Origin of the sequence: Actinomadura kijaniata (genome assembly GCF_014138665.1) — a bacterium.
Classification (GTDB): Bacteria; Actinomycetota; Actinomycetes; order Streptosporangiales; family Streptosporangiaceae; genus Spirillospora; species Spirillospora kijaniata.
Genome location: NZ_JACJIA010000002.1, coordinates 768,379 through 789,259, shown reverse-complemented (window position 1 = coordinate 789,259; position 20,881 = coordinate 768,379). Strand labels below are relative to the sequence as shown.

The window sequence follows — 20,881 nt, the reverse complement described above, 5'->3', positions numbered from 1 at the left end:
GGGGAGGACGGAACGCTCCGGAGGGATGAACCGTGCGAAAGCTGTACGCCGCGCCGCTGGCGTTGGCGGGGACCGGCGCCGTCGCGTTCGGATACGCCTCGGTGCTCGAACGCAACTGGTTCCGGCTGCGCCGGTTCGAGGTGCCGGTGCTGCCCGAGGGCCGGCCCCCGGTGCGGATCCTGCACCTCTCCGACGCGCACCTGACGCCCGGCCGCTCCCGGCTGATCCACTGGGTGCGCTCGCTGGACGCGCTGGAGCCGGACCTGGTCGTCAACACCGGCGACTCCCTCGGCCACCCCGACGCGATCGGGCCGTTCCTGGACGCCCTCGGCCCCCTGCTGGACCGGCCCGGCGTGTTCGTCTACGGCTCCAACGACCTGTACTCGCCGGTCTTCAAGAACCCGCTGCGGTACATCTGGCGGACCAGCCAGGCCGACTACAAGAAGCGCCGCCGCGAACCGGACCTGCCCTACCGCGCCCTGGGCTCCTCGCTCCAGGCCGCCGGATGGCTGGACCTGAACAACCGGATCGGGCGGCTGAAGGTCGGCGGCCTGGACGTGGAGTTCGGCGGCATCGACGACTCCCACATCGGCCGCGACCGCTACGACAAGATCGCCGGCCCGGTGGACCCGCAGGCCGACGTGCACCTGGGTGTGATGCACTCGCCGGAACCGCGCAACATGGACCGCTTCGTGGCCGACGGCTACGACCTGCTGCTGGCGGGCCACACGCACGGCGGGCAGGTGTGCGTGCCGTTCTACGGGGCCCTGGCGACCAACAGCGGCATCGACCGCAAGCGGGTCAAGGGCCTGCACAAGCACAAGGGCGCCTGGCTGCACGTCTCCGCCGGCCTCGGCACGTCCCCCACGGCGCCCATGCGCTTCTGCTGCCCCCCGGAGGCCTCCCTGCTGACCCTGGTCCCGCGCGAGCCGGTCGTCTAACCGGCGGACCAGTCCTTCCAGCGCTGCTCCGGGACGCTGATCGAACGCATGGTCCGGTCGGTGTCCGTCGCGCAGGCCACGCTGACGTCCAGCCCCTTCATGCCGAACACGGTCAGCTCGGGGCCGGTCCGGCGGGCGGGCCGGCCGTCGAACGTCGTGTCGGCGGGGCCGACCTCGCCGTGCCGGTCGCGGTAGGCGCTCGGCCGCGCCCCCACCGAGCAGGTCCGCTGTCCGCTGTACTCGACGTGGACGTTCCAGTTCGGCTTCGCCTGGCCGGTCGTGAGCCTGGCGGGGGTGAGGGGCTCCGCCAGCCGGAACGGAAGGCGCAGGGGCGCGTTCAGGCCGCTCCGGACCGAGCGGGCGACCCGCATCATCGCGTCCTTGCGGTCGGTTCCCTCAGGCGTCCTCTCCAGCCGGACCGCCGCCCACGCTCCCGGCGCGTACTCCCAGCGCAGCTCCCTGACGACCGGCCGGCAGCCGGTCATGGGGGCCTGGAGCGAGCGCCAGACCGCCGGGCGTCCGCCGACCTGGGGGGCGGGTTCGGTGATCTTGTCGTTCATCGGGCAGTTCCCGCGCCCGTCGCCCCCCGGCACCCCGATCCTCGGCCCGGCGTCGTCGATCGCGGCGCCCCGCGCCCCGAACACCACCGCCAGCGTCGGCGCCTCGAACACGCGCTCGTCCCGCGGCCGGGGCCCGGCGGTGATCGCCGCGTGGCGGGTGCCGTTGTCGACGCCCCTGGCCGACAGCCCGTCCGGCACCCAGCCGAACTCCAGATGCCGCACCATCGGGTCGAACCCCGTGGGCGCGCTCGGCCCGGCGGGCGTCATCCGTTCCGCCTCCGCCGCGGGCCACACCATCACCCCGGCGACCAGCGCGGCCATCGCACCGCCTCCGGCCACGGCCCGCCGCCACAGCAGCCGCCGCTTCCCCGCCCGCACCGCCGCTCCGAGGTCGATCCCGCCGGGAGGCTGCGGCTCCCGGGCCATCTCGTCCACGATCCGTCGCACGTCCACGTCCCTCACGCCCCTTCGACCGCCGACATCACCCGGCGCAACGCGTCCAGCCCGCGCGCCGTCTGGCTCTTCACCGTTCCGACCGAGCATCCGAGCACCTCAGCGGCCTGTTCGTGAGTCAGGTCACAGTAGAAGCGCAGCACCAGCGCGGCCCGCTGCCTCGGCGGCACCAGCGCCAGCGCGTCCCGCACGTCCATCGCCGAGGCGACGTCGACCTCCCGCCCGGCCTCCTCCGGCGTCCGGCCGCCGACCCAGACCCGCGAGGCCCAGCCGCCCCGCCGTTCTCCCAGGTAGACCCGCACGAGCATGGTCCGCACGTAGGCGTCGACGCTGTCGGCGCCCCGGGCCTGCCGCCACTTCACGAACAACTGCATCAAGGTCGTCTGCGCGAGGTCGTCGGCGCGGTGCCAGTCCCCGCACAGCAGGTAGGCCAGCCGCCGCAACCACGGCAGCCGCTCCTCCGCGTAGGCCGTGAACTCCCGCTCACGGCGGCTCATCCGGTCAGCTCCATGCCCCCTCGATGCGTCGAACCGGGCGAATGGTTGCACGACGCCCCGAATATTGCGTCCGCAGCACTCCCCGACATCCGCTAGAGTTGTCTTCGGCGCCGGGAGAACCGATCGACTCCCGGGCAGCCACCAACCGGGGTGTAGCGCAGCTTGGCAGCGCGCTTCGTTCGGGACGAAGAGGTCGTGGGTTCAAATCCCGCCACCCCGACAGGTTGAGCAGCAGGTCAGAGGCCCGTCTCTCGTGAGAGACGGGCCTCTTCCGCGTTCGTGGGCGGTCTGTGGTTCCTCGGTCAGGGAAGGGACCGGACGGTCCGGTTCGGTGGGACCGCCCGGTGGTGGGGCGGTGTCAGATCCACTTCTTCTTCGTGGTGCACCAGTGGTCCTTGACCTTGGGGATGTCGAAGATGAACTTGACCTTGATGTAGCCGCGGGTCCGGGTGTAGGTCTGGTCGAACAGGGTGTGGACCTTGTTGTCGGACCTCGCCTTTCGGGTGACGTGCTTCTCGGTGCCGGTGATGAGGCCGTCGTCCGAGAACTCGACGTCGTTGGCGGTGCGGGTGCCGTGGCCCTTGAGCTTGATCTTGTAGGTGGCCTTGTAGCCGTAGAGGTCGGTCTTGTAGAAGTACAGCGTTCCCCTGTCGCCCTGCTTGCTGGTGCAGCTGACCGTGGCGCTGGGCTTGATGGCGGCCTGGGCCGTTCCCGTCGCGCCCAGCACGGCCACCCCCGCGGCGGCGGCCGTGCCGATGGCCAGGGTCCTGTGGACGATCCTTCGCATCGCTGCTCCTCGATGTCGGTGATCTTTCCGGGACCACCGACCATGCCGACCGCGCGCGGACCGGACAAGGAGCCGAGATCCCATCTTGTCCGGTCCGACTGGCCCCCAGGGGCTATGCCGTCCTGGTCAGGACGGCGACCTCCTGGCCGAAGGCCACGGCGATCCGGTCGTCCGGGAGGATCTCCACACCGAAGACCTTCCAGGTGAAGTTCAGGTCCCGGCCCACCTGTTCCCTGGTGGCGAGGTCCCAGAGGCGGACCGTGTGGTCGTCGCCTCCGGTCGCGATGACCCGGCGGCCGCCGAGGGTGCCCACGGCCACGGCGTTCACCTCCCACTCGTGGGCGGTGACGGGGTCGCCGACCTGGGTGCCGGTGGTCAGGTCCCAGAGGCGGACGGTCTGGTCCGAGCTTCCCGTGACGGCGTGGGGGCGGCCGTCGACCGTTGTGGTGGTGATGGTGCTGACGGACGCGTCGTGGCCGGTCAGCGGGTCGCCCACCGGGCCGCAGGTGGTCAGGTCCCAGAGCCGCAGCGCGCCGCCCAGCGCGGCGGTGACCAGGTGGGGCCGTCCGTCGATCTCCACCGGGGCCGCTTGCTGCCAGTACTCGTCGCTGTCCGATGATTCGCCGACCCACCGGCGGGCGGCGAGGTCCCAGAGGTACAGCCCTCCGTTGAAGGTGCAGAGGGCCGCGTGGGGACGGCCGTCGATCGTCACCGTGGCCAACGCGCTGATGCTGGTGCGGTGGCCGCTCCCTGTGGTGAACGGATCGCCGACCCGGGCGCCGCTGGCCAGGTCCCACACCGCCGCCGTGCCGGAGGAGCCTTCGGTGATGACGGCGTGGGGGCGGCCGTCGAGCCGGAACGTGGCGTGGGTGATGTCGGCGGAGAGCCCGTCGGTCTTCAGCGTGGCGCCGGGGGCGCCGGTGACCGGGTCCCAGATCCGGATGCTTCCGTCGAAGGCGCCGGCGGCGATGTGGGGGCGGCCGTCGAGGTCGACCGTGGCCATCGACTCGATCATCTGCCGGTGGCCGGGGATCCGGGGGTCGTCCGCGGGGAGCGGGCGCAGCGCCCAGATCCTGACGGTGCCGTCGGAGTGGCCGACGACCGCGTGGGGGCGGCCGTCGATCACGGCGGCGGCCACGGACTCGGCGGGGCCGAGCGACAGCCTCTCGATCACCTCGCGGCGGGTGTCGAGATCGAGGAGGGCGAGGGTGTTGTCGCGCCTCAGGACGAGGGCGTGCGCGCGGCCGTCGAGGTCCACGGCGGCGATGCGGGACGCGCGTTCGGACGGGTCGAGCAGCGGCGCGCCGACCTGGTCGCCGGTGGTCAGGTCCCACAGGAACGCCGTTCCGTCGCGGGCGGTGGTGATGGCGTGGGGGCGGTCGTCGATGACGACGGGCGTCACCGTGTTCACCGCCGTGTCGTGGCCGCGCGGACGCCGGCGGGTCGGAGCGCCGGTGGCCATGTCCCAGACCAGCACGGCGCCGTCCCGGAAACCGGCGACCGCATGCGGACGGCCGTCGATCACCACGGCGGCCACGGCGGCGAGTTCCTCGTCGTCGGGGCAGTCCGGCGTCGCGCCGGCGGGCAGGCCCCAGCAGCGGATCAGGCCCTCGTTCGTGGCGCCGTCGTTGGTGTAGCTGGCCACGGCGTACGCGCGTCCCCCGGCGGCGACGGCGGCCAGGGACTCGACCCATCGGAACGGGGACTCGTACGTGGCCACCCTCTTGCAGGCGGTGAGGTCCCAGACCCGCACGAACTCGTCGGTTCCGGCGGTGACGGCGTGGGGGCGGCCGTCGATCTCCAGCGTCGCCACGGCCTTCACCCATGTCTCGTCGTCGCCGCACCTCATGGGCCCGCCGACCCGTTCGCCGGTGGTCGCGTCCCACAGGAACGCCGTTCCGCCCTGGTCGCCGCTGACGATGTGGGGCCGCCCCTCGATCATGATCGGGGTGGCCGCCTCCACCGAGTGCGGGCCGACGGGGATCGTCGCGCGCAACCGGGGGTCGACCTGGGCGCCCGTCGCCCAGTCCACCGTCCACTCGGCGTCCGGTTCGCCGGGGACGGGCGTCGCGAGGATCCGGGCGGACAGCGCCCGGTCTCCGAGGCGCGCCGCGTCCAGCGCGAGGATCTGGCGGCGCCGCCACGGGGCCAGGTCCCGGTGCAGGGCGTACGAGGCCTGGTGGACCGGTGTCCGGTCGCGGACCCGCCGGGGGTCGTCGTTGACCAGCGCGGTGGTGTCTTCCGTCATGATCAGCAAGCTAGCGGCGGCCACCGTCAAAGTCGGCGGATACGGCCTTTTCGTGGTGTGCGCCCGATACGCCGGGCACACACCACGGACCGGGTCACGCGGCGGGGAGGAGGCTCGGGGTCTCGTGGCGCTCCTTGGTGATGTGGGTCCTGTAGTGGGTCAGCTCGTCGGTCCGCCGGGCGTCGGTCCAGTTCAGGAACGGGGCGATCAGCGCCGCCACGTGGTCGGCCGCCGCCAGGCCGCCGTCCCTGGTCTCGATCGAGATCCTCGTGCGGCGGGTCAGGACGTCCTCCAGGGTCCGCGCGCCCTCGTGGGAGACCGCGTAGACCGCCTCGGCCCTCAGGTAGTCCTCGGCGCCGGGGATCGGGTCGCCCAGCGACGGGTCGGCCCTGACCAGTTCCAGGACCTCGTGGACGCAGGAGCCGTAGCGGCGCAGGAGGTGCTCGACGCGGGCCACGTGCAGGTCCGCGTCGGCGGCGATGCGGCGGCGGTCGTTCCACAGGACCTCGTAGCCGACCGCCCCGATCAGGGGCAGGCGGGCCGTGGCCGAGGAGGGGACCTCCTTCTCCAGCTCCCGGACCGCGGCGTCCACGGCGTCCTCGGCCATCACCCGGTACGTCGTGAACTTCCCGCCCGCCACGACGACCAGGCCCGGAACGGGTTCGGCGACCGTGTGCTCGCGGGACAGGCGGGTGGTGTCGTCGGTGTCGCCGCGCAGGAGGGGGCGCAGGCCCGCGTAGACGCCCTCGATGTCGTCGGAGGTCAGCGGGACGCGCAGCCAGGCGTTGGCCTGGTCGAGGATGTAGTCGATGTCGGCGTGGTCGGCGGTGGGGGCGTCCGGGGCGTCGTTCCAGGGGGTGTCGGTGGTGCCGATGATCCAGTGGCGGCCCCACGGGATGATGAACAGGACGCTCCTGGGCGTGCGCGTGATCAGGCCGGTCCGCATGGGGATGCGGTCGCGGGGCACCACGATGTGCACGCCCTTGGACGCCTGGACGGTGAACGCCGGGCGCGTCTCGGCCATGCGCTGGGCGTCGTCGGTCCACACGCCGGTGGTGTTGACGACGCGGCGGGCCCGGACGGTGATCTCCCGGCCGGTCCCGTGGTCGCGGACCGTCGCGCCGGTCACCCGGGCCCCCTCGCGCAGGAAGCCGGTGACCTCGGCGCCGGTGGCGACGCGGGCGCCGTACTGGGCCGCCGTCCGGGCGACCGTCATCGTGTAGCGGGCGTCGTCCACCTGGGCGTCGTAGTACTGCACGGCCCCGACGAACGCGTCGTGGCGCAGGGCCGGGGCGATGCGCAGAGCGGCGCGGCGGCTGAGCTGGCGGTGCCAGGGCAGGGCGCGCGAGCCGCCCATGGTGTCGTAGAGGGTCACGCCCGCGCCGACGTAGGCGCGTTCCCAGATGCGGTTGCGCAGCGGGTAGAGGAACTGCACCGGGCGCACCAGGTGCGGGGCGAGGGTGGTCAGCAGGAGGCTGCGTTCGCGCAGGGCCTCGCGAACGAGTCCGAAGTCGCGCTGCTCCAGGTAGCGCAGGCCGCCGTGGATCAGCTTGGAGGAGCGGCTGGAGGTTCCGGCCGCCCAGTCGCGGGCCTCGACGAGGGCGACGCTGAGCCCCCGGGAGACCGCGTCGAGCGCGGTGCCCGCGCCGACGATGCCGCCGCCGACGACTAGGACGTCGAACTCGTTCTCGGCGAGGTCGCGCAGCGTGGCCGCCCGGTGGTGCGGCCCCATGGCCACGGAAATCACGTCGGGTCTCCTGTCTGTGTGGTGGGTTCTGCGGTGCGGGCGGGGCGGGTGGGACCGCCCCGCCCGCGGGACCGGCGTCAGTCGACGTCGACCCAGTCGAGGGTCCGGGTGACGGCCTTGCGCCATCCGGCGTGGCCGCTCTCGCGCTGCTCGACGGTCCACCGGGGTTCCCAGCGGCGGTCCTCGTTCCAGTTGGCGGTCAGCTCGTCGGTGGACTTCCAGAACCCGACGGCCAGGCCCGCCCCGTAGGCCGCGCCGAGGGCGGTCGTCTCGGCCACCACGGGGCGGGAGACCGGGACGCCGAGGATGTCGGCCTGGATCTGCATGCACAGCTCGTTGGCGGTGACGCCGCCGTCCACCTTGAGGACGTCGAGGGAGACGCCGGAGTCCTTCTGCATGGCGTCCACGACGTCGCGGGTCTGGTAGCAGATCGATTCGAGGGTGGCGCGGGCCAGGTGGGCGTTGGTGTTGTACCGGGACAGCCCGACGATCGCGCCGCGGGCGTCCGAGCGCCAGTGGGGGGCGAACAGGCCGGAGAACGCGGGCACGAAGTACACCCCGCCGTTGTCCTCGACCTGGCGGGCGAGGGACTCGCTCTGCGACGCGCCGGAGATGATGCCGAGCTGGTCGCGCAGCCACTGCACGGCCGACCCGGTCACCGCGATGGAGCCTTCGAGGGCGTAGACGGGGTCGTGGTCGCCGAACTTGTAGCAGACGGTGGTGAGCAGGCCGTGCGACGAGCGGACGGGCGTCGTCCCGGTGTTGAGCAGCAGGAAGTTGCCGGTGCCGTAGGTGTTCTTGGCCTGGCCGGGCTCGAAGCAGACCTGGCCGACGGTGGCGGCCTGCTGGTCGCCGAGCGCGGCGGTCAGCGGCACCGCGCCGCCGAGCGGGCCGTTGGGACGGGTCACGCCGTAGGGGTCGGGCGAGGCGGACGGCCTGATCTCCGGGAGCATCGCGCGGGGGATGCCGAAGAACGACAGGAGCTCGTCGTCCCAGTCCAGGGTCTCCAGGTCCATCAGCATCGTGCGGCTGGCGTTGGTGACGTCGGTGACGTGCACGCCGCCGCCGGGGCCGCCGGTGAGGTTCCACAGCAGCCACGAGTCGGTCGTCCCGAAGACCGCTTCGCCCCGCTCGGCGGCCTCGCGGACGCCGTCGACGTTCTCCAGGATCCACTGGATCTTGCCGCCGGCGAAGTAGGTCGCCGGGGGCAGTCCGGTCCGCCGCCGGATGACGTCGCCGCGTCCGTCGCGGTCCAGCGCCGAGGCGATCCGGTCGGTGCGGGTGTCCTGCCACACGATGGCGTTGTAGTAGGGACGTCCGGTGCGGCGGTTCCACACGACGGTGGTCTCGCGCTGGTTGGTGATGCCGAGCGCGGCCAGGTCGGACGCCTGGAGGTTCGCCTTGTTGAGGGTGGACTGGAGCACGGCGCGGGTGCGCTCCCAGATCTCGATCGGGTCGTGCTCCACCCAGCCCGCCCGCGGGAGGATCTGCTCGTGTTCGAGCTGGTGGCGGGCGATCTCGTTGCCGCCGTGGTCGAAGATCATGAACCGGGTGCTGGTGGTGCCCTGGTCGATCGCGCCGACGAACTCTGCCATCTGCTGTGTCTCCTGGGGATCGGGGCGGGTCAGGCCGCCGCGGTCTGGGGCTGGGTGGCGGGCGGGGTGACGTCCTCGGGGCCGGGCAGGTAGCGGCCGATCAGGAGCCGGTAGAGCCCGGCGCCGAGCACGCCGCCGACCAGCGGGCCGACGATCGGCACCCAGAAGTACAGGTCGCCGTACTGGTCGCGCCACGCCCCGTCGTAGCCGGTGAGGAACGAGGCCAGCCTCGGCCCGAAGTCGCGGGCGGGGTTGATGGCGTACCCGGCGTCGGTGCCCCACGCGAAGCCGATCGCCACGACGATCAGGCCGACCACCACGGGACCGAGGTTGGCGGCGGGGCCGGAGTTGCGCAGGTCGGTGACGGCCAGGATGAGGAAGAGCAGGATCGCGGTGCCGATGATCTGGTCGCGCAGCGCGCCGCCGGTGTGGACGGGCAGGGTGCCGTTGCCGGGCAGGGTGGAGAAGACGCCCTGCGTCTTGATGGTGTGGTCGGGGTCGACCTTGGCCAGCACCTCGCTGTAGTTCCAGCGGACCAGCAGCGCGCCGACGAACGCGCCGAGCGTCTGCGCCAGCGCGTACGGGGCGACCTTGCGCCAGGGGAACTCGCGGAACGTCGCCAGCGCGACGGTGACCGCCGGGTTGAGATGCGCGCCGCTGATCTTGGCGGAGGTGTAGACCGCGAGGGTCACGCCGAGGCCCCAGGCCCAGGCGATGCTGTCGTGGTCGCCGATGCCGCCCGCGACGACCTGGGCGACGACGCCGACGCCGAACAGAATGATGATCATCGTGCCGGCGAACTCGGCCGCGAGTTCGCCGGTGAGGCCCGGGACCCTTCTACGCTCCATTGCTTCCTCCTCGGTCGGTGCCGAGGACGATAAGTCGGCCACATAGCGGCAACAACGGACGCGTGCCGACATTGTCGAACACTTTTGCCGAGCGGGACGGCCCGTTACCCTCGCCCGTGTGCAGTGGATCACAGCGTTGGGGCAGCGTCTCCGGCTTACCACGGCGATGCCGGAGGGTGCCGACATTGTCGAACACCTTCCGGCGGAACTAGCATCGCGACCATGCCGGGACCGGTGCAGTCGATCGAGCGGGCCGCCGCGATCCTGCGGCTGCTCGCGGCGGGGACGGGCCGGCTCGGCGTGGGCGAGATCGCCGCGTCGCTCGGCCTGGCGCGGGGCACCGCGCACGGCATCCTGCGCACCCTGGAGCGGGTCGGCTTCGTCGAGCAGGACCGCGACTCCGGCAAGTACCAGCTCGGCGCGGCCCTCCTGCACCTGGGCTCCAGCTACCTGGACGTCAACGAGCTGCGTTCGCGGGCCCTCAACTGGGCGGACGCGCTGGCGGCGCGCAGCGGCGAGGCGGTGCGGATCGGCACGCTGCTGGAGGGCCGCGTCCTGGTCGTCCACCACGTCTTCCGCCCCGACGACACGCTCCAGACCCTGGACGTCGGGGCGCTGCTGCCGCTGCACGCCACGGCCCTCGGCAAGGCGCTGCTGGCGCACGACGCGAACGCCGTCGCGGCGGTGCGCGGGACCGAGCTGGAGACGTTCTGCCGCCGCACCGTCACCGACCACCGCGAGCTGTCCCGCGCGCTCGCCCGCGTCCGGGAGAACGGCTGGGCGGCGGAGGTCGAGGAGCTGTCGATCGGCGAGGCCGCGATCGCCGCGCCCATCCGGGGACACGGCGGCCTCGTGGTCGGCGCGATCGGCATCTCCGGGGCGGTGGAGCGCCTGTGCGACGCGCGCCGCGTCCCCGACGCGCGGCTGGTGGGCTACGTGCGCGACGCGGCCCGCGCGGTGTCGCGGGAGTTCGGCGGCTCCCGCTGGTGAGCGGAGGCCGCGACCGTGACCGAGCGCTACGTGATGTCCATCGACCAGGGCACCACCTCGACCCGGTGCATCCTGTTCGACCACAGCGGCCGGCTGGTGTCGGTCGCGCAGCGTGAGCACCGCCAGTACTTCCCCCGGCCGGGCTGGGTCGAGCACGACGCGATGGAGATCTGGCGCAACCTCGAACGCGTCGCCCCGCAGGCCCTCGCCCAGGCCGGGGCGTCCCCGGAGCAGATCGCGGCCGTCGGCATCGCCAACCAGCGCGAGACCACCGTCCTGTGGGACCGGATCACCGGCGCGCCGATCGGGCGGGCCCTGGTCTGGCAGGACACCCGCACCGAGGGCCTGGTCGAGGAGCTGTCGCGCGCCCCGGACGCCTCCCTGGTCCCCGACCGCACCGGCCTGCCCCTGGCCGCCTACTTCTCCGCGCCGCGCATCCGCTGGATGCTCGACGCCACGCCGGGCCTGCGCGGCCGGGCCGAACGCGGCGAGGTCCTGGTCGGCACGATGGAGAGCTGGCTGATCTGGAACCTCACCGGCGGCCCCGACGGCGGCGTGCACGTCACCGACGCCACCAACGCCGGGCGCACCCTGCTGATGGACGTGCGGTCCCTCACCTGGGACGACGAGCTGCTGGCGTTCTTCGACGTGCCGCGCGCGATCCTGCCGGAGATCCGGTCGTCGGCCGAGGTGTACGGCACGGCCCGCCGGGTCTTCCCGGGCACGCGCATCGCCGCCGCGCTCGGTGACCAGCAGGCGGCGCTGTTCGGGCAGACGTGCTTCTCGGCCGGGGAGACCAAGTGCACCTACGGCACCGGCGCGTTCCTGCTGATGAACACCGGCACCACACCCGTCAGCTCCGAGCACGGCCTGCTCACCACCGTCGGGTACAAGATCGGCGACGATCCGGCCGTGTACGCGCTGGAGGGGTCGATCGCCGTCACGGGCGCGCTGGTGCAGTGGGTCCGCGACGGGCTCGGGCTGATCGGCAGCGCCCCGGAGATCGAGACGCTGGCGCGTTCGGTGGAGGACAACGGCGGCTGCTACGTCGTCCCGGCGTTCTCCGGGCTGTTCGCGCCGCACTGGCGCGGCGAGGCGCGCGGCGTCGTGGTCGGGCTGACCTCCTACATCACCAAGGGGCACCTGGCGCGGGCGGTGCTGGAGGCGACCGGCTGGCAGACCCGCGAGGTCGTCGACGCCATGTACCGCGACTCGGGCCTCGGCATCGGCGAGCTCAAGGTCGACGGCGGCATGACCGCCGACAACCTGCTGATGCAGTTCGTGGCCGACGTGCTCAACGTCCCCGTCGCCCGCCCGATGGTCGCCGAGACGGTCTCGCTGGGCGCGGCCTACGCCGCCGGGCTGGCCGTCGGGTACTGGGCCGACCTGGAGGGCCTGCGCCGGAACTGGCACCGCGCGGCCCGCTGGGTCCCCTCGATGGACCCGCACCGGCGCGGGGCCGAGTACCGCAACTGGCGCAGCGCCGTCGAGCGTTCCCTCAACTGGATCCGCTCCGACGTGGCGCCCCCCGACCACGGGGTGGCGGCGCCGCCCGGAAGACTCCGCTGACCTGGCGGGACGCCGGGTCCGTTCGCCAAGGCGCAGGGTGGTTGTCGGGAACGCCGGGCCGGTCGTGTTGACTGGGGAGCAGGGGAAGGACGTTCGAAGGGCGGGCCACGTTGGAGGAGCATCGGCTGTCGGCCGCCTGGGCGGGGGCGCGACCGAGCGGGCGGCCCGCGGTCGTCACGGGGGTGTTCGACCTGCTGCACGTCGGGCACGTCCGCTACCTGGCGGAGGTCGCCGCGCGCGGGCTCCCCGTGGTGGTGGGGATCGAGGACGACGAGCGGGTGCGGGCCTGGAAGGGGCCGACCCGTCCGGTCAACACCGCCGCCGAACGCGCCGAGGTCATGGCGGCGCTGCGCTCGGTGGCCGGCGTCTTCGTGATCTCGGGACCGCCGGACGCCGCGGGCTGGCGGGACTACGTCGGCCTGCTCGCGCCGATGGAGCCGGCCGCGCTGGCGTTCACGGCCGGGGACCCGCACACCGAGGCCAAGCGGCTGGGGGCCGAGGCGCTGGGCGCGGAGGCGTGGGAGTTCGGGCTCACCGAGGCGCGCTCGACGAGCGCGATGCTGGAGGTCATCGCCTCCCGCTCGTGAACCGCGCCCCGTCGGGGAGCTGCGCGGAAACACCGGTGGACGATAACTTCGTGTGGAAATATGTCGTTGCCCGATGACCTTTCCAAAAGCCTATCGATAAAGGGGTTCGCGCCGTGAGCGACGCCCAGTTTCCCGGAGTCGACTTCACCGTTCCGCAGACCGCCCGGATCTGGAACTACTGGCTCGGCGGCAAGGACCACGTCGAGGTGGACCGGCGGGTGGGGGACGAGATCCTCCAGGTGATCCCCGACATGGCGCAGATGGCGCGGTCCACGCGGGCGTTCCTGGTGCGGGCCGTGCGCCACCTGGCCGGGGAGGCCGGGGTCCGGCAGTTCCTCGACATCGGCACCGGGCTGCCGACCGCGGACAACACCCACGAGGTCGCGCAGTCCGTCGCCCCGGACGCGAAGATCGTCTATGTGGACAACGACCCGCTGGTCCTGGCGCACGCGTGGGCGCTGCTGACCAGTTCCCCCGAGGGGACGACCACCTACATCGACGCCGATCTGCGGCAGCCCGAGAAGATCATCGAGGAGGCGCGCAAGACGCTGGACTTCGACCAGCCGATCGCGCTGATGCTCATGGGCATCCTCGGGCACATCGTCGACGACGGGGAGGCGGTGTCGATCGTCCGGCGGCTGATCGACGCGCTGCCGTCGGGCAGCTACCTGGCCGTCTACGACGCCACCAACGTCCTGCGCCCGGAGACCGCCGAGGCGATCGAGATCTGGAACCGCTCCGCCGAGCCGCCGTACGTGCTGCGCACGCCCGACCAGATCGCCGAGTTCTTCACGGGGCTGGAGCTGGTCGAGCCGGGCATCGTGTCGTGCCCGCTGTGGCGGCCGGTGGACGAGGGCACCGAGCCGATCGACGAGTTCGGCGGCGTCGGCCGCAAGCCCTAGCCGCCGGAGGCCAGGCGGGCCGCCCGGGTCGTGAGGTGGACGCGTTCGGGGGCGCTGGCGGTGCGGGCGGCGGCCGCGCGGTAGTCGGCGACGGCCTCCGCGACGTGCCCGGCCATCTCGTGCAGGTGGGCGCGGGCGGCGTGGAAGCGGTGGTGGCCGTCCAGGCGCGGTTCGAGGTCGGCCAGCAGGGCCAGGCCCGTCCCGGGGCCGTGGACCATGGCGGCGGCGACGGCCCGGTTGAGGGACACCACCGGGTTGTCGGTCATGCGTTCCAGCAGGCCGTACAGGGCGAGGATCTGGGGCCAGTCGGTGTCGGCGGCGGTGGGGGCCTCGTCGTGGAGGGCGGCGATCGCGGCCTGCACCTGGTAGGGGCCGACCGCGCCCCGGGCGAGGGCCGCCGAGACCAGCGCGACCCCCTCGTCGATCATCTTCCGGTCCCAGCGCGCGCGGTCCTGCTCGGCGAGCGGGACCGGCATGCCGTAGGCGTCGGTGCGGGCCGGGCGGCGGGCGTCGGTGAGCAGCATCAGCGCCAGCAGCCCCGCCACCTCGGCGTCGTCGGGCAGCAGCGCGTGCGCCATCCGGGTCAGCCGGATCGCCTCCCGGGCCAGCTCGGCGCGGTGCAGGTCGGGGCCGGTGCTGCTGGTGTAGCCCTCGTTGAAGATCAGGTAGAGGACGTGCCGGACCGCGGCCAGGCGCCGCGGGCGCTCCTCGGGCGTCGGCATGCGGAACGGCACGCCCGAGTCGCGGACGCGCTGCTTGGCCCGGCTGATCCGCTGCGCCATCGTCGCCTCGGGCACCAGGAACGCGCGGGCGATCTCGGCCGTGGTCAGGCCGCCCACCGAACGCAGCGTCAGCGCGATCGCCGACGCCGGGGACAGCGCGGGGTGGCAGCACAGGAACAGCGTGGTCAGGGTGTCGTCGCGGTCGGCGTCCAGGGCGTCGTCGGCGCCGGGCCCGGGGCGCGGCGGTTCCTGCGCGGCGACGAGGTCCTCGCGGCGGCGGCGCGCCTCCTCGTTGCGGAACAGCTCGATCAGGCGGCGGCGGGCGACCTGGTACAGCCAGGCGCGCGGGTTGCCCGGCGGATGCTCGCGCCACTGGCGGGCGGCGGCCACCAGCGCCTCCTGCACGGCGTCCTCGGCGGCGTCGAAGTCGCCGTACCGGCGGGTGAGCATGCCGACGACCTGCGGCGCGAGGGCGCGCAGCAGGTCGTCGAGGGCGGGTGCGGTCACGGCTCCACGGGGGGTTCGGCCATGATCCGGCGGATCTGGATCGGCATCCGCAGCGGCTCCCCGCCGGGACCGGGCGCGGTGGACGCCTCGCCGGCGATCTCCAGGGCGCGCCCCTCGGTCTCGCAGTCGACGACCCAGTAGCCGACCACGAACTCCTTGGTCTCGGGGAACGGACCGTCGGTGACGACCGGCGCGCCGTCGGGACCGGCCTGGACGATCCGGGCCTGGGACGGGTCGTCCAGGCCCTGCGCCTCCACGAGCTCACCGGACGCGGTGAGCCGCTCGCAGAACCCGTTCATGAACGCGATGTGCGCCTGGATCTCCTCGGGTTTCCAGCCCGACATCGGCGGGATCTTGTCGGCGTCGGCGTCGGCGAACTGCATCAGCAGCATGTACTTCATATCCGGCTCCTCGCGGTCTGGAGACACTGTCGCCCAGGGTCCGAAGCCGGGGCGGCCGTTCTCGACATCCTCGCCAGGAAATTTCTCCGGAATCGCATCGGCACGCTCCGTCACTGCCGTACATCCTCATTTACGATGACCTTCCCGGCCGGACGGGCACGAGGAGGCTCCAGTTGGCCGAGCGGTCCGCCGCGCCGGCGTCGCGTCTGACGGGTCCGCTGATCCTGGCGTTCGGGCTGGTGGGCGTGGCGGTGTTCCTCGGCGCGTACGCGCGGGTGGCCTGGGACGTCGTCGAGCACGGCCCGTCGGTGCGGCGGCCCTGGCCGCTGCCGGCGGCGGGCGTCTGCGCGGTCGCGCTGGCGGTGTTCGTGGACGGGCCTTGGGGGACGCTGCCGGGGCTGTTCGCCGGGATGCTGGCGCTGGCCGTCGCGCCGCGCGCGGCCGTTCCGCTGGCCGTGCTGGTGATCGGGGCCGTCGTGGTGAGCGACCTCGTGCGCGACGCCGTGGCCGGGGACGTCGTGGAGCTGGCCGCCCGCAATGTGTTCGCCGCGCTCACCGTCTTCGCGCTGGGATGGCTGAACCTCCTGCACCGGGAGCTGTGGCTCGCGCGCGGGCGGCTGGCCGAGGCGGACGCGACCGGCGAACGGCTGCGGGCCGCGCGGGACCGCGGTGAGGCGCTGGCCCGCGCGCTCTCGGCGATCGGGCTGCGGGGCGGGCCGGCGGCGCGGCTGCTGGCGGACGGCCGTCTCGTCCACGGTCCGGGCCCCGACCGGACCTACCTGCTGGAGGCGTTCGTCCCGCTCCCCTGAAACCCGCACACTTCCGCCACATTTCCCGGCGGATATCCCCATACCGGGGCGCTTGGGTAGGCGGTGGTGAAAGGAGCGGGCCATGGAATTCGACGCGACCGCGTGGCGGCGGCACTTCGAGGACGAGGCGGAGCGCCGCCGCGCCACCCCCGATCCCGACTGGAGCGCCGGCGCGCGCCTGACCCCCGAGCTGGTGCGCAGCCTCCAGCGGTTCCAGGTCGGCGAGAACGGCGACGGCGCGAACCTGATCCGCAAGGCCGGGGACGGCGACTACGGCGCCGCGGCCCGGCTGTTCGTGGCCGAGGAGCAGAACCACGCGCGAATGCTGGCGCTGCTGCTCGGCGCGGCGGGCGAGCCCACGATCGGCGCGCACTGGAGCGACGCGCTGTTCGTGCGGCTGCGGCGGGCGCTGGGGCTGCGCACCGAGCTGGCCGTGCTGATGATCGCCGAGGTGGTGGCGCTGCGGTACTACCGGGCGCTGCGCGACGGGGCCGCCGACCCGCTGGCCCGGGACGTCGCGGCGCGCGTGCTGGCCGACGAGCGGCGGCACGTGCCGTTCCACTGCGCCCGCCTGAACCCGCTGCCGCGCCCGCTGGCGCTGCTGTGGCTGTGCGCGGTGGCGGCGGTGTCGTCCGTGGTGGTCGCCGACCACGGGTGGGCGCTGCGGGAGCTCGGGATGACGCGCCGGACCTTCGTCCGCGACGTGTGCGCCGAGGCCCGCGCGATCACCCGGCTGATGACGGACGAGGCCCCCGCTCCGCGCGAGCCGGCGGTCCGGTGACGCCCTCGGTGCTGAGCAGGACGACCGTCCCGGTGTGCGCCGGGGACAGCGACGGGCGGCGGGTCGGGGTGAGCGCGGCGCGCACGCCCGCCAGCGCCGCCGCCCCGCACGGGCCCGCCGGGACGCCGTGGCCCGCCAGGTCGCGCGCCGCGCGGAGCGCCGCCGCGTCGGGCACCGCCACCGCCGCGTCCAGGCCCGCGCGCAGCACCGGCCAGGCCAGGGTGGACGGGGTCGGGCAGTTCAGTCCCGCCATGACCGTGTCGCCGTCGGGGACGGTGGTCAGCCGGTCGGCGATCAGGCTGGTCAGGACGCTGGCGGCGGTGTCGGGCTCGACGCCCAGCAGCGTGGGGGCGGACCCGCCGGACCGGTAGTGGACGACGGCGGCCTGGGCCAGCGACCCGACGCCCATGGGGACGGCGACCAGCCCGGCGGGCGCGGCCCCGGCGGCGGCCAGTTGCGCGTCGACCTCGCGGAACAGGGTGGAGTAGCCCTCGACGATCCAGCCGGGGATCTCCTCGTAGCCGGGCCAGGCGGTGTCCTGGACGAGCAGGCCCGGCTCGGCGGCGGCGCGTCGCACGGCCGCGTCGTAGGAGCCGCGCACCACGACGACCTCGGCGTCCTCGGCCGCGATGGCGGCGCGGGCGGCGGCCGGGACGTGCTCGGGCACCAGCACCCGGGCGGGCAGGCCGAGCAGGCGGGCGATCCGGGCGACGGCGCGGCCGTGGTTGCCGTCGGTGGCGGCGACCAGGCGTTCGGGGCGCCCGTGGGCGCGGATCGCCCGGCGCACCCCCCACGCCGCCCCCAGGATCTTGAACGCGGGCAGGCCCATCCGCCGCGACTCGTCCTTGACGAACACCCGGTCCGCGCCCAGCTCCGCCGCCAGTGCCGGGACCTCGACCAGCGGGGTCGGCGCGTACCCCGGCAGCATCGCGTGGAACCCGGCGACGTCGGCGGGCGCGGGATCGCACCGCCACAGCCGCGCGGGCGGCCGGGTGAACCAGGAGTGCGCGAACCAGGAGTCGGTGAACCGGGACAGGGGGGAGGACGGCCCGGCGGACGAGTCGGCGGACGGGGCGGGAGCAGCGGGAGCAGCCATACGGTCACGCTGCCGCATACCGTTATCGTCGGTCCATCAGAACTTTCCGAGCGGTAATGGTCAGGAAAACTGAAGGGTCCGCCGATGCTCGACCTCCATCGACTCCGGCTGCTGCGTGAGCTGAAGCACCGGGGAACGCTCGCCGCCGTCGCCGCCGCCCTGTCCTACAGCCCCTCCGCCGTCTCCCAGCAACTGTCGGTGCTGGAACGCGAGGTGGGCGTGCCGCTGCTGGAGCCGTCGGGGCGGCGGGTGCGGCTGACGCCGCAGGCGGAGATCCTCGTGGCGCACACCGAGGCCGTGCTGGAACGCCTGGAACGCGCCGAGGCCGACCTGGCCGCGTCCCCTGGACGGGCTCATCGGGACGGTGCGGATCGCGGTGTTCCAGACGGCGGCGATGGCGCTGCTGCCGGACGCGCTGACGCTGCTGCGCGAGGCGCACCCGGGGCTGCGGGTGGAGATCACGCAGGCCGAGCCGGAGACGGCGCTGCCCGCGCTGTCGGCCCGCGACTTCGACCTGGTCGTCGCCGAGGAGTATCCGGGCAACCCCAACCCGAAACCCGCCGAGATCGAGCAGGAGGAGCTGTTCCGCGACGAGATGCGGCTGGCGTCGCCGGGAGGCGAGGACCTGGCGGCGGCGGCCGGCCTGCCGTGGGTGATGGAGCCCGCCGGGACCGCGTCGCGGCACTGGGCGATGACGCTGTGCCGGAGCGCGGGGTTCGAGCCGGACGTGCGGTTCGAGTCCAGCGACCTGCTGCTCCAGTCGCGGCTGGTGGAGGAGGGGCACGCGGCGGCGTTCCTGCCGGACCTGGTCTGGGCGGGGCGGACGCCGAGCGTGGCGCTGCGGCCGCTGCCCGCGGACGTGAACAGCCGGTGGATCTTCACCGCCGTCCGGCGGGGCGGCGGGGACCACCCGGCGGTCCGCGCCTGCCGCCGTGCCCTCGACCGGGCCGTGGCCGCCCTCGACCGGGAACCGGGCCGCCTTCCCACCCCTTAGGGGGGATATGCCTACGGGTTCTGGAGAGGCACTCCCATCACTTTTGGGGGTTTTCACCGATGGCGATGAGTGCGGGACGCCGCCAGAGTCGTAATAGGTGACAGGGGGCCGGGGCCCTCGGAAGGAAGGAAGGCGGGACGATGTCGAACACGCTGACCCTCACCTCGCTCAACGTCTCCGAACTCGCGCAGCTGCTGTTCGCCACCCGGCTGCAGGCGTCCGAGCGTCCCACGTCCGAGCAGATCCGCGCCGCCATCGACGAACGGCTGTGCGCGTGCGGCGGCGACCGCGCGTCGTGTGTCGCGTTTGTGGCCCAGGAGGCGGGGGACCACCCCGAGGCGTACGCCGCCCGCATGCGCTGGGCGCTGCGCACCGTGACCGATGTGTACTCGGGCTGCGCCGCAGCGGTGTGACCCGGCTGGGAAGGAGACCCTCATGCGTTCGCCGTTCGCCGAGAACGTCGCCGTTCCGCGCACCCTCGTGGAGCTTCTGGCCGACGATGTGCCACAGGAACCGCGCGACGGCCGTAGACGCAGACCTCGGAAGGTCCGGGTGCTGCGGCACTCCGCCTAGCCGAGGTCCCGCACGGCGTTCCGGAGCGCGATGGGGTCCTCCCGCGTCACGAGCCGCGGGGAGGGTCCGGCCGCCCCGGAACGCCCGACCGGCGTCACGCGCGGGTCGGCGGCGGCGCCGTCATCCCCCGGCCACCGCCACCCGCGCGCCGGTCACGACGTCAGCGCCGCTTCTTCTTTTTCTTCGACTTGCTGCCGGACTCCCACTCGTAGCCCGGCGTGTTCTTCTCGCAGTAGCTGTTGGCGACGCGCGTGTCGGTGGCGTCGTGCTCGCAGTGGCGTTTGGAGCCGCAACCGGTCAGCCCGAGCGTGGCGACCATGACGGCCGCGGCGAGGACGGTGACGGGGGTCTTTCTCATGTCGGCCTTTCCAGGAACGGATCCGGGTTCGTGCGAACGGCGCCCGAACACTCTGATCAGCAGCGATACCCCCATGGGACGCGACCAACCGGCGATCCGTTCCCGCTTCGCCGCGAACGGGGCCACATGCTCCCGAACTATGCTGACGACGTGAGCGATGCGGCGGGGTCGAACGGGGCGGCACGGGAGTACCGGATCGGCGAACTCGCCGAAGCCGCGGGGCTTCCGGTGCGGACACTCCGCTACTACCAGGAACGCCGTCTGCTGCCGCCGCCGCGCCGGGTCGGCCGCGTCGGCCTGTACTCCGAGGAGCACCTCGCCCGCCTGCGCGTCATCGGGAACCTCCTGGAGCGCGGCCACACCCTGGAGGGCATCCGCGAGCTGCTGTCGGCCTGGGAGCAGGGCCGCGACATCGGCGCGGTGCTCGGCGTGGAGAAGGTCGTCACCGCGCCCTGGTCCACCGAGGAACCGGTGACGATGACGCTGGAGGAGCTGGCCGGGCTGTTCCCCGGCCAGGTGAACGCCGCGGCCGTCGCGGAGGCCGTCGAGCTCGGCCACCTGACCGTGGACGGCGACCGCGTCACCCACTGGAGCCGCCGCCAGCTGGAGGCGACGGTCGCGCTGGTGCGCGCCGGGGTGCCGCTGGGCGAGGTCCTGGCGGTGAGCCGCAGGCTCCAGCACAGCATGGACGAGCTGGCGGCCATGTTCGTCCGGCTGATCGCCGACCATGTGGTGGGGCGGCTCGACGGGCGCGACCTCGACGCGCTCACCGCGACCCTGGACCGGCTGCGGCCGGGCGCGCAGGTGACGGTGGAGGCGGGCTTCGCACGGGCCATGGACCGGCAGGTGCGCGCCGCGCTCGACCGGACGCTCGGCGGGCTGGCCGCCTCCGGGGACGGCTGAGCGCGCGGGCCCG

Annotated in this window: 22 protein-coding genes, 1 tRNA gene and 1 pseudogene; 13 read left to right on the top strand and 11 right to left on the bottom strand. The window is 73.5% G+C overall.

The window, feature by feature from the left end:
- The first annotated feature begins 32 nt into the window (after positions 1-32).
- Positions 33-941 (top strand): metallophosphoesterase, encoded by a 909-nt coding sequence (locus HNR61_RS11055; RefSeq protein ID WP_182842992.1) that lies wholly within the window; start codon positions 33-35, stop codon positions 939-941.
- Here HNR61_RS11055 and HNR61_RS11050 read toward each other — a convergent pair.
- On the bottom strand, positions 938-1,954 hold the full coding sequence (locus tag HNR61_RS11050; protein WP_182842991.1) for a hypothetical protein: 1,017 nt from the start codon (positions 1,952-1,954) through the stop codon (positions 938-940). The two genes, HNR61_RS11055 and HNR61_RS11050, sit on opposite strands and share 4 nt — an antisense overlap.
- Positions 1,955-1,959: 5 nt before the next feature.
- Complete coding sequence (locus HNR61_RS11045; protein WP_182842990.1) at positions 1,960-2,451, bottom strand: SigE family RNA polymerase sigma factor; 492 nt, start codon at positions 2,449-2,451, stop codon at positions 1,960-1,962.
- A gap of 146 nt (positions 2,452-2,597) precedes the next feature.
- On the opposite strand from HNR61_RS11045, the gene HNR61_RS11040 reads away from it, so the two are divergent.
- Positions 2,598-2,671 (top strand) — tRNA-Pro (locus tag HNR61_RS11040).
- 138 nt (positions 2,672-2,809) lie between these two features.
- Here HNR61_RS11040 and HNR61_RS11035 read toward each other — a convergent pair.
- The 5 genes from HNR61_RS11035 to HNR61_RS11015 form a co-directional block, all read right to left on the bottom strand.
- A complete protein-coding gene (locus HNR61_RS11035; RefSeq protein WP_182842989.1) occupies positions 2,810-3,238 on the bottom strand; it encodes a hypothetical protein in 429 nt (142 codons plus the stop codon).
- Between the two features lie 112 nt (positions 3,239-3,350).
- Positions 3,351-5,486, bottom strand: a complete 2,136-nt coding sequence (locus HNR61_RS11030) for a WD40 repeat domain-containing protein (protein WP_182842988.1) — start codon at positions 5,484-5,486, stop codon at positions 3,351-3,353.
- A gap of 94 nt (positions 5,487-5,580) precedes the next feature.
- The gene (locus tag HNR61_RS11025) at positions 5,581-7,218 is read right to left on the bottom strand and encodes a glycerol-3-phosphate dehydrogenase/oxidase (protein WP_182843217.1); all 1,638 of its coding nucleotides are present in this window, start codon (positions 7,216-7,218) and stop codon (positions 5,581-5,583) included.
- 92 nt (positions 7,219-7,310) lie between these two features.
- A complete protein-coding gene (gene glpK, locus HNR61_RS11020) occupies positions 7,311-8,828 on the bottom strand; it encodes a glycerol kinase GlpK (protein WP_182842987.1) in 1,518 nt (505 codons plus the stop codon).
- Between the two features lie 29 nt (positions 8,829-8,857).
- The gene (locus tag HNR61_RS11015; protein WP_182842986.1) at positions 8,858-9,676 is read right to left on the bottom strand and encodes an MIP/aquaporin family protein; all 819 of its coding nucleotides are present in this window, start codon (positions 9,674-9,676) and stop codon (positions 8,858-8,860) included.
- A gap of 222 nt (positions 9,677-9,898) precedes the next feature.
- Here HNR61_RS11015 and HNR61_RS11010 point away from each other — a divergent pair, with 222 nt between their 5' ends.
- The 4 genes from HNR61_RS11010 to HNR61_RS10995 all read left to right on the top strand — a co-directional run bounded on the left by HNR61_RS11010 (position 9,899) and on the right by HNR61_RS10995 (position 13,724).
- Positions 9,899-10,666 (top strand): IclR family transcriptional regulator, encoded by a 768-nt coding sequence (locus HNR61_RS11010; RefSeq protein ID WP_067825548.1) that lies wholly within the window; start codon positions 9,899-9,901, stop codon positions 10,664-10,666.
- A 15-nt stretch (positions 10,667-10,681) separates the two neighbouring features.
- The gene (gene glpK / locus HNR61_RS11005; RefSeq protein ID WP_182842985.1) at positions 10,682-12,235 is read left to right on the top strand and encodes a glycerol kinase GlpK; all 1,554 of its coding nucleotides are present in this window, start codon (positions 10,682-10,684) and stop codon (positions 12,233-12,235) included.
- Positions 12,236-12,345: 110 nt separating this feature from the next.
- On the top strand, positions 12,346-12,822 hold the full coding sequence (locus HNR61_RS11000; protein ID WP_182842984.1) for an adenylyltransferase/cytidyltransferase family protein: 477 nt from the start codon (positions 12,346-12,348) through the stop codon (positions 12,820-12,822).
- 113 nt (positions 12,823-12,935) lie between these two features.
- Positions 12,936-13,724, top strand: a complete 789-nt coding sequence (locus HNR61_RS10995; RefSeq protein WP_182842983.1) for an SAM-dependent methyltransferase — start codon at positions 12,936-12,938, stop codon at positions 13,722-13,724.
- On the opposite strand, the gene HNR61_RS10990 is transcribed toward HNR61_RS10995, so the two are convergent.
- Positions 13,721-14,953, bottom strand: a complete 1,233-nt coding sequence (locus HNR61_RS10990) for an RNA polymerase sigma factor (RefSeq protein ID WP_182842982.1) — start codon at positions 14,951-14,953, stop codon at positions 13,721-13,723. The genes HNR61_RS10995 and HNR61_RS10990 overlap by 4 nt on opposite strands.
- Entirely contained in the window at positions 14,950-15,354 is a 405-nt protein-coding gene (locus HNR61_RS10985; protein ID WP_182842981.1) for a YciI family protein, read from the bottom strand. Before HNR61_RS10985 ends, HNR61_RS10990 begins: the two co-directional genes overlap by 4 nt.
- A 173-nt stretch (positions 15,355-15,527) precedes the next feature.
- Here HNR61_RS10985 and HNR61_RS10980 point away from each other — a divergent pair, with 173 nt between their 5' ends.
- Both HNR61_RS10980 and HNR61_RS10975 read left to right on the top strand, forming a co-directional pair.
- Positions 15,528-16,163, top strand: a complete 636-nt coding sequence (locus HNR61_RS10980) for a hypothetical protein (protein WP_182842980.1) — start codon at positions 15,528-15,530, stop codon at positions 16,161-16,163.
- A gap of 82 nt (positions 16,164-16,245) precedes the next feature.
- Complete coding sequence (locus tag HNR61_RS10975) at positions 16,246-16,944, top strand: ferritin-like domain-containing protein (RefSeq protein ID WP_182842979.1); 699 nt, start codon at positions 16,246-16,248, stop codon at positions 16,942-16,944.
- On the opposite strand, the gene HNR61_RS10970 is transcribed toward HNR61_RS10975, so the two are convergent.
- Positions 16,889-18,040 carry a pyridoxal-phosphate dependent enzyme gene (locus tag HNR61_RS10970; RefSeq protein WP_182842978.1) on the bottom strand — a complete coding sequence of 384 codons (1,152 nt, stop codon included), beginning with the start codon at positions 18,038-18,040 and terminating at the stop codon, positions 16,889-16,891. The two genes, HNR61_RS10975 and HNR61_RS10970, sit on opposite strands and share 56 nt — an antisense overlap.
- 84 nt (positions 18,041-18,124) lie before the next feature.
- On the opposite strand from HNR61_RS10970, the pseudogene HNR61_RS47545 reads away from it, so the two are divergent.
- The 4 genes and pseudogenes from HNR61_RS47545 to HNR61_RS10955 form a co-directional block, all read left to right on the top strand.
- A pseudogene (locus tag HNR61_RS47545) lies at positions 18,125-18,253 on the top strand (LysR family transcriptional regulator); the annotation flags it as partial.
- 151 nt (positions 18,254-18,404) lie between these two features.
- Positions 18,405-19,034 (top strand): LysR substrate-binding domain-containing protein, encoded by a 630-nt coding sequence (locus HNR61_RS10965; protein WP_312897843.1) that lies wholly within the window; start codon positions 18,405-18,407, stop codon positions 19,032-19,034.
- A gap of 140 nt (positions 19,035-19,174) precedes the next feature.
- Positions 19,175-19,447 (top strand): hypothetical protein, encoded by a 273-nt coding sequence (locus tag HNR61_RS10960; protein ID WP_182842977.1) that lies wholly within the window; start codon positions 19,175-19,177, stop codon positions 19,445-19,447.
- Positions 19,448-19,469: 22 nt separating this feature from the next.
- Complete coding sequence (locus HNR61_RS10955) at positions 19,470-19,607, top strand: hypothetical protein (RefSeq protein ID WP_182842976.1); 138 nt, start codon at positions 19,470-19,472, stop codon at positions 19,605-19,607.
- A 160-nt stretch (positions 19,608-19,767) separates the two neighbouring features.
- On the opposite strand, the gene HNR61_RS10950 is transcribed toward HNR61_RS10955, so the two are convergent.
- On the bottom strand, positions 19,768-19,965 hold the full coding sequence (locus HNR61_RS10950; protein WP_182842975.1) for a hypothetical protein: 198 nt from the start codon (positions 19,963-19,965) through the stop codon (positions 19,768-19,770).
- 150 nt (positions 19,966-20,115) lie between these two features.
- Here HNR61_RS10950 and HNR61_RS10945 point away from each other — a divergent pair, with 150 nt between their 5' ends.
- Entirely contained in the window at positions 20,116-20,868 is a 753-nt protein-coding gene (locus HNR61_RS10945; protein ID WP_245682057.1) for a MerR family transcriptional regulator, read from the top strand.
- Positions 20,869-20,881: the final 13 nt, after the last annotated feature.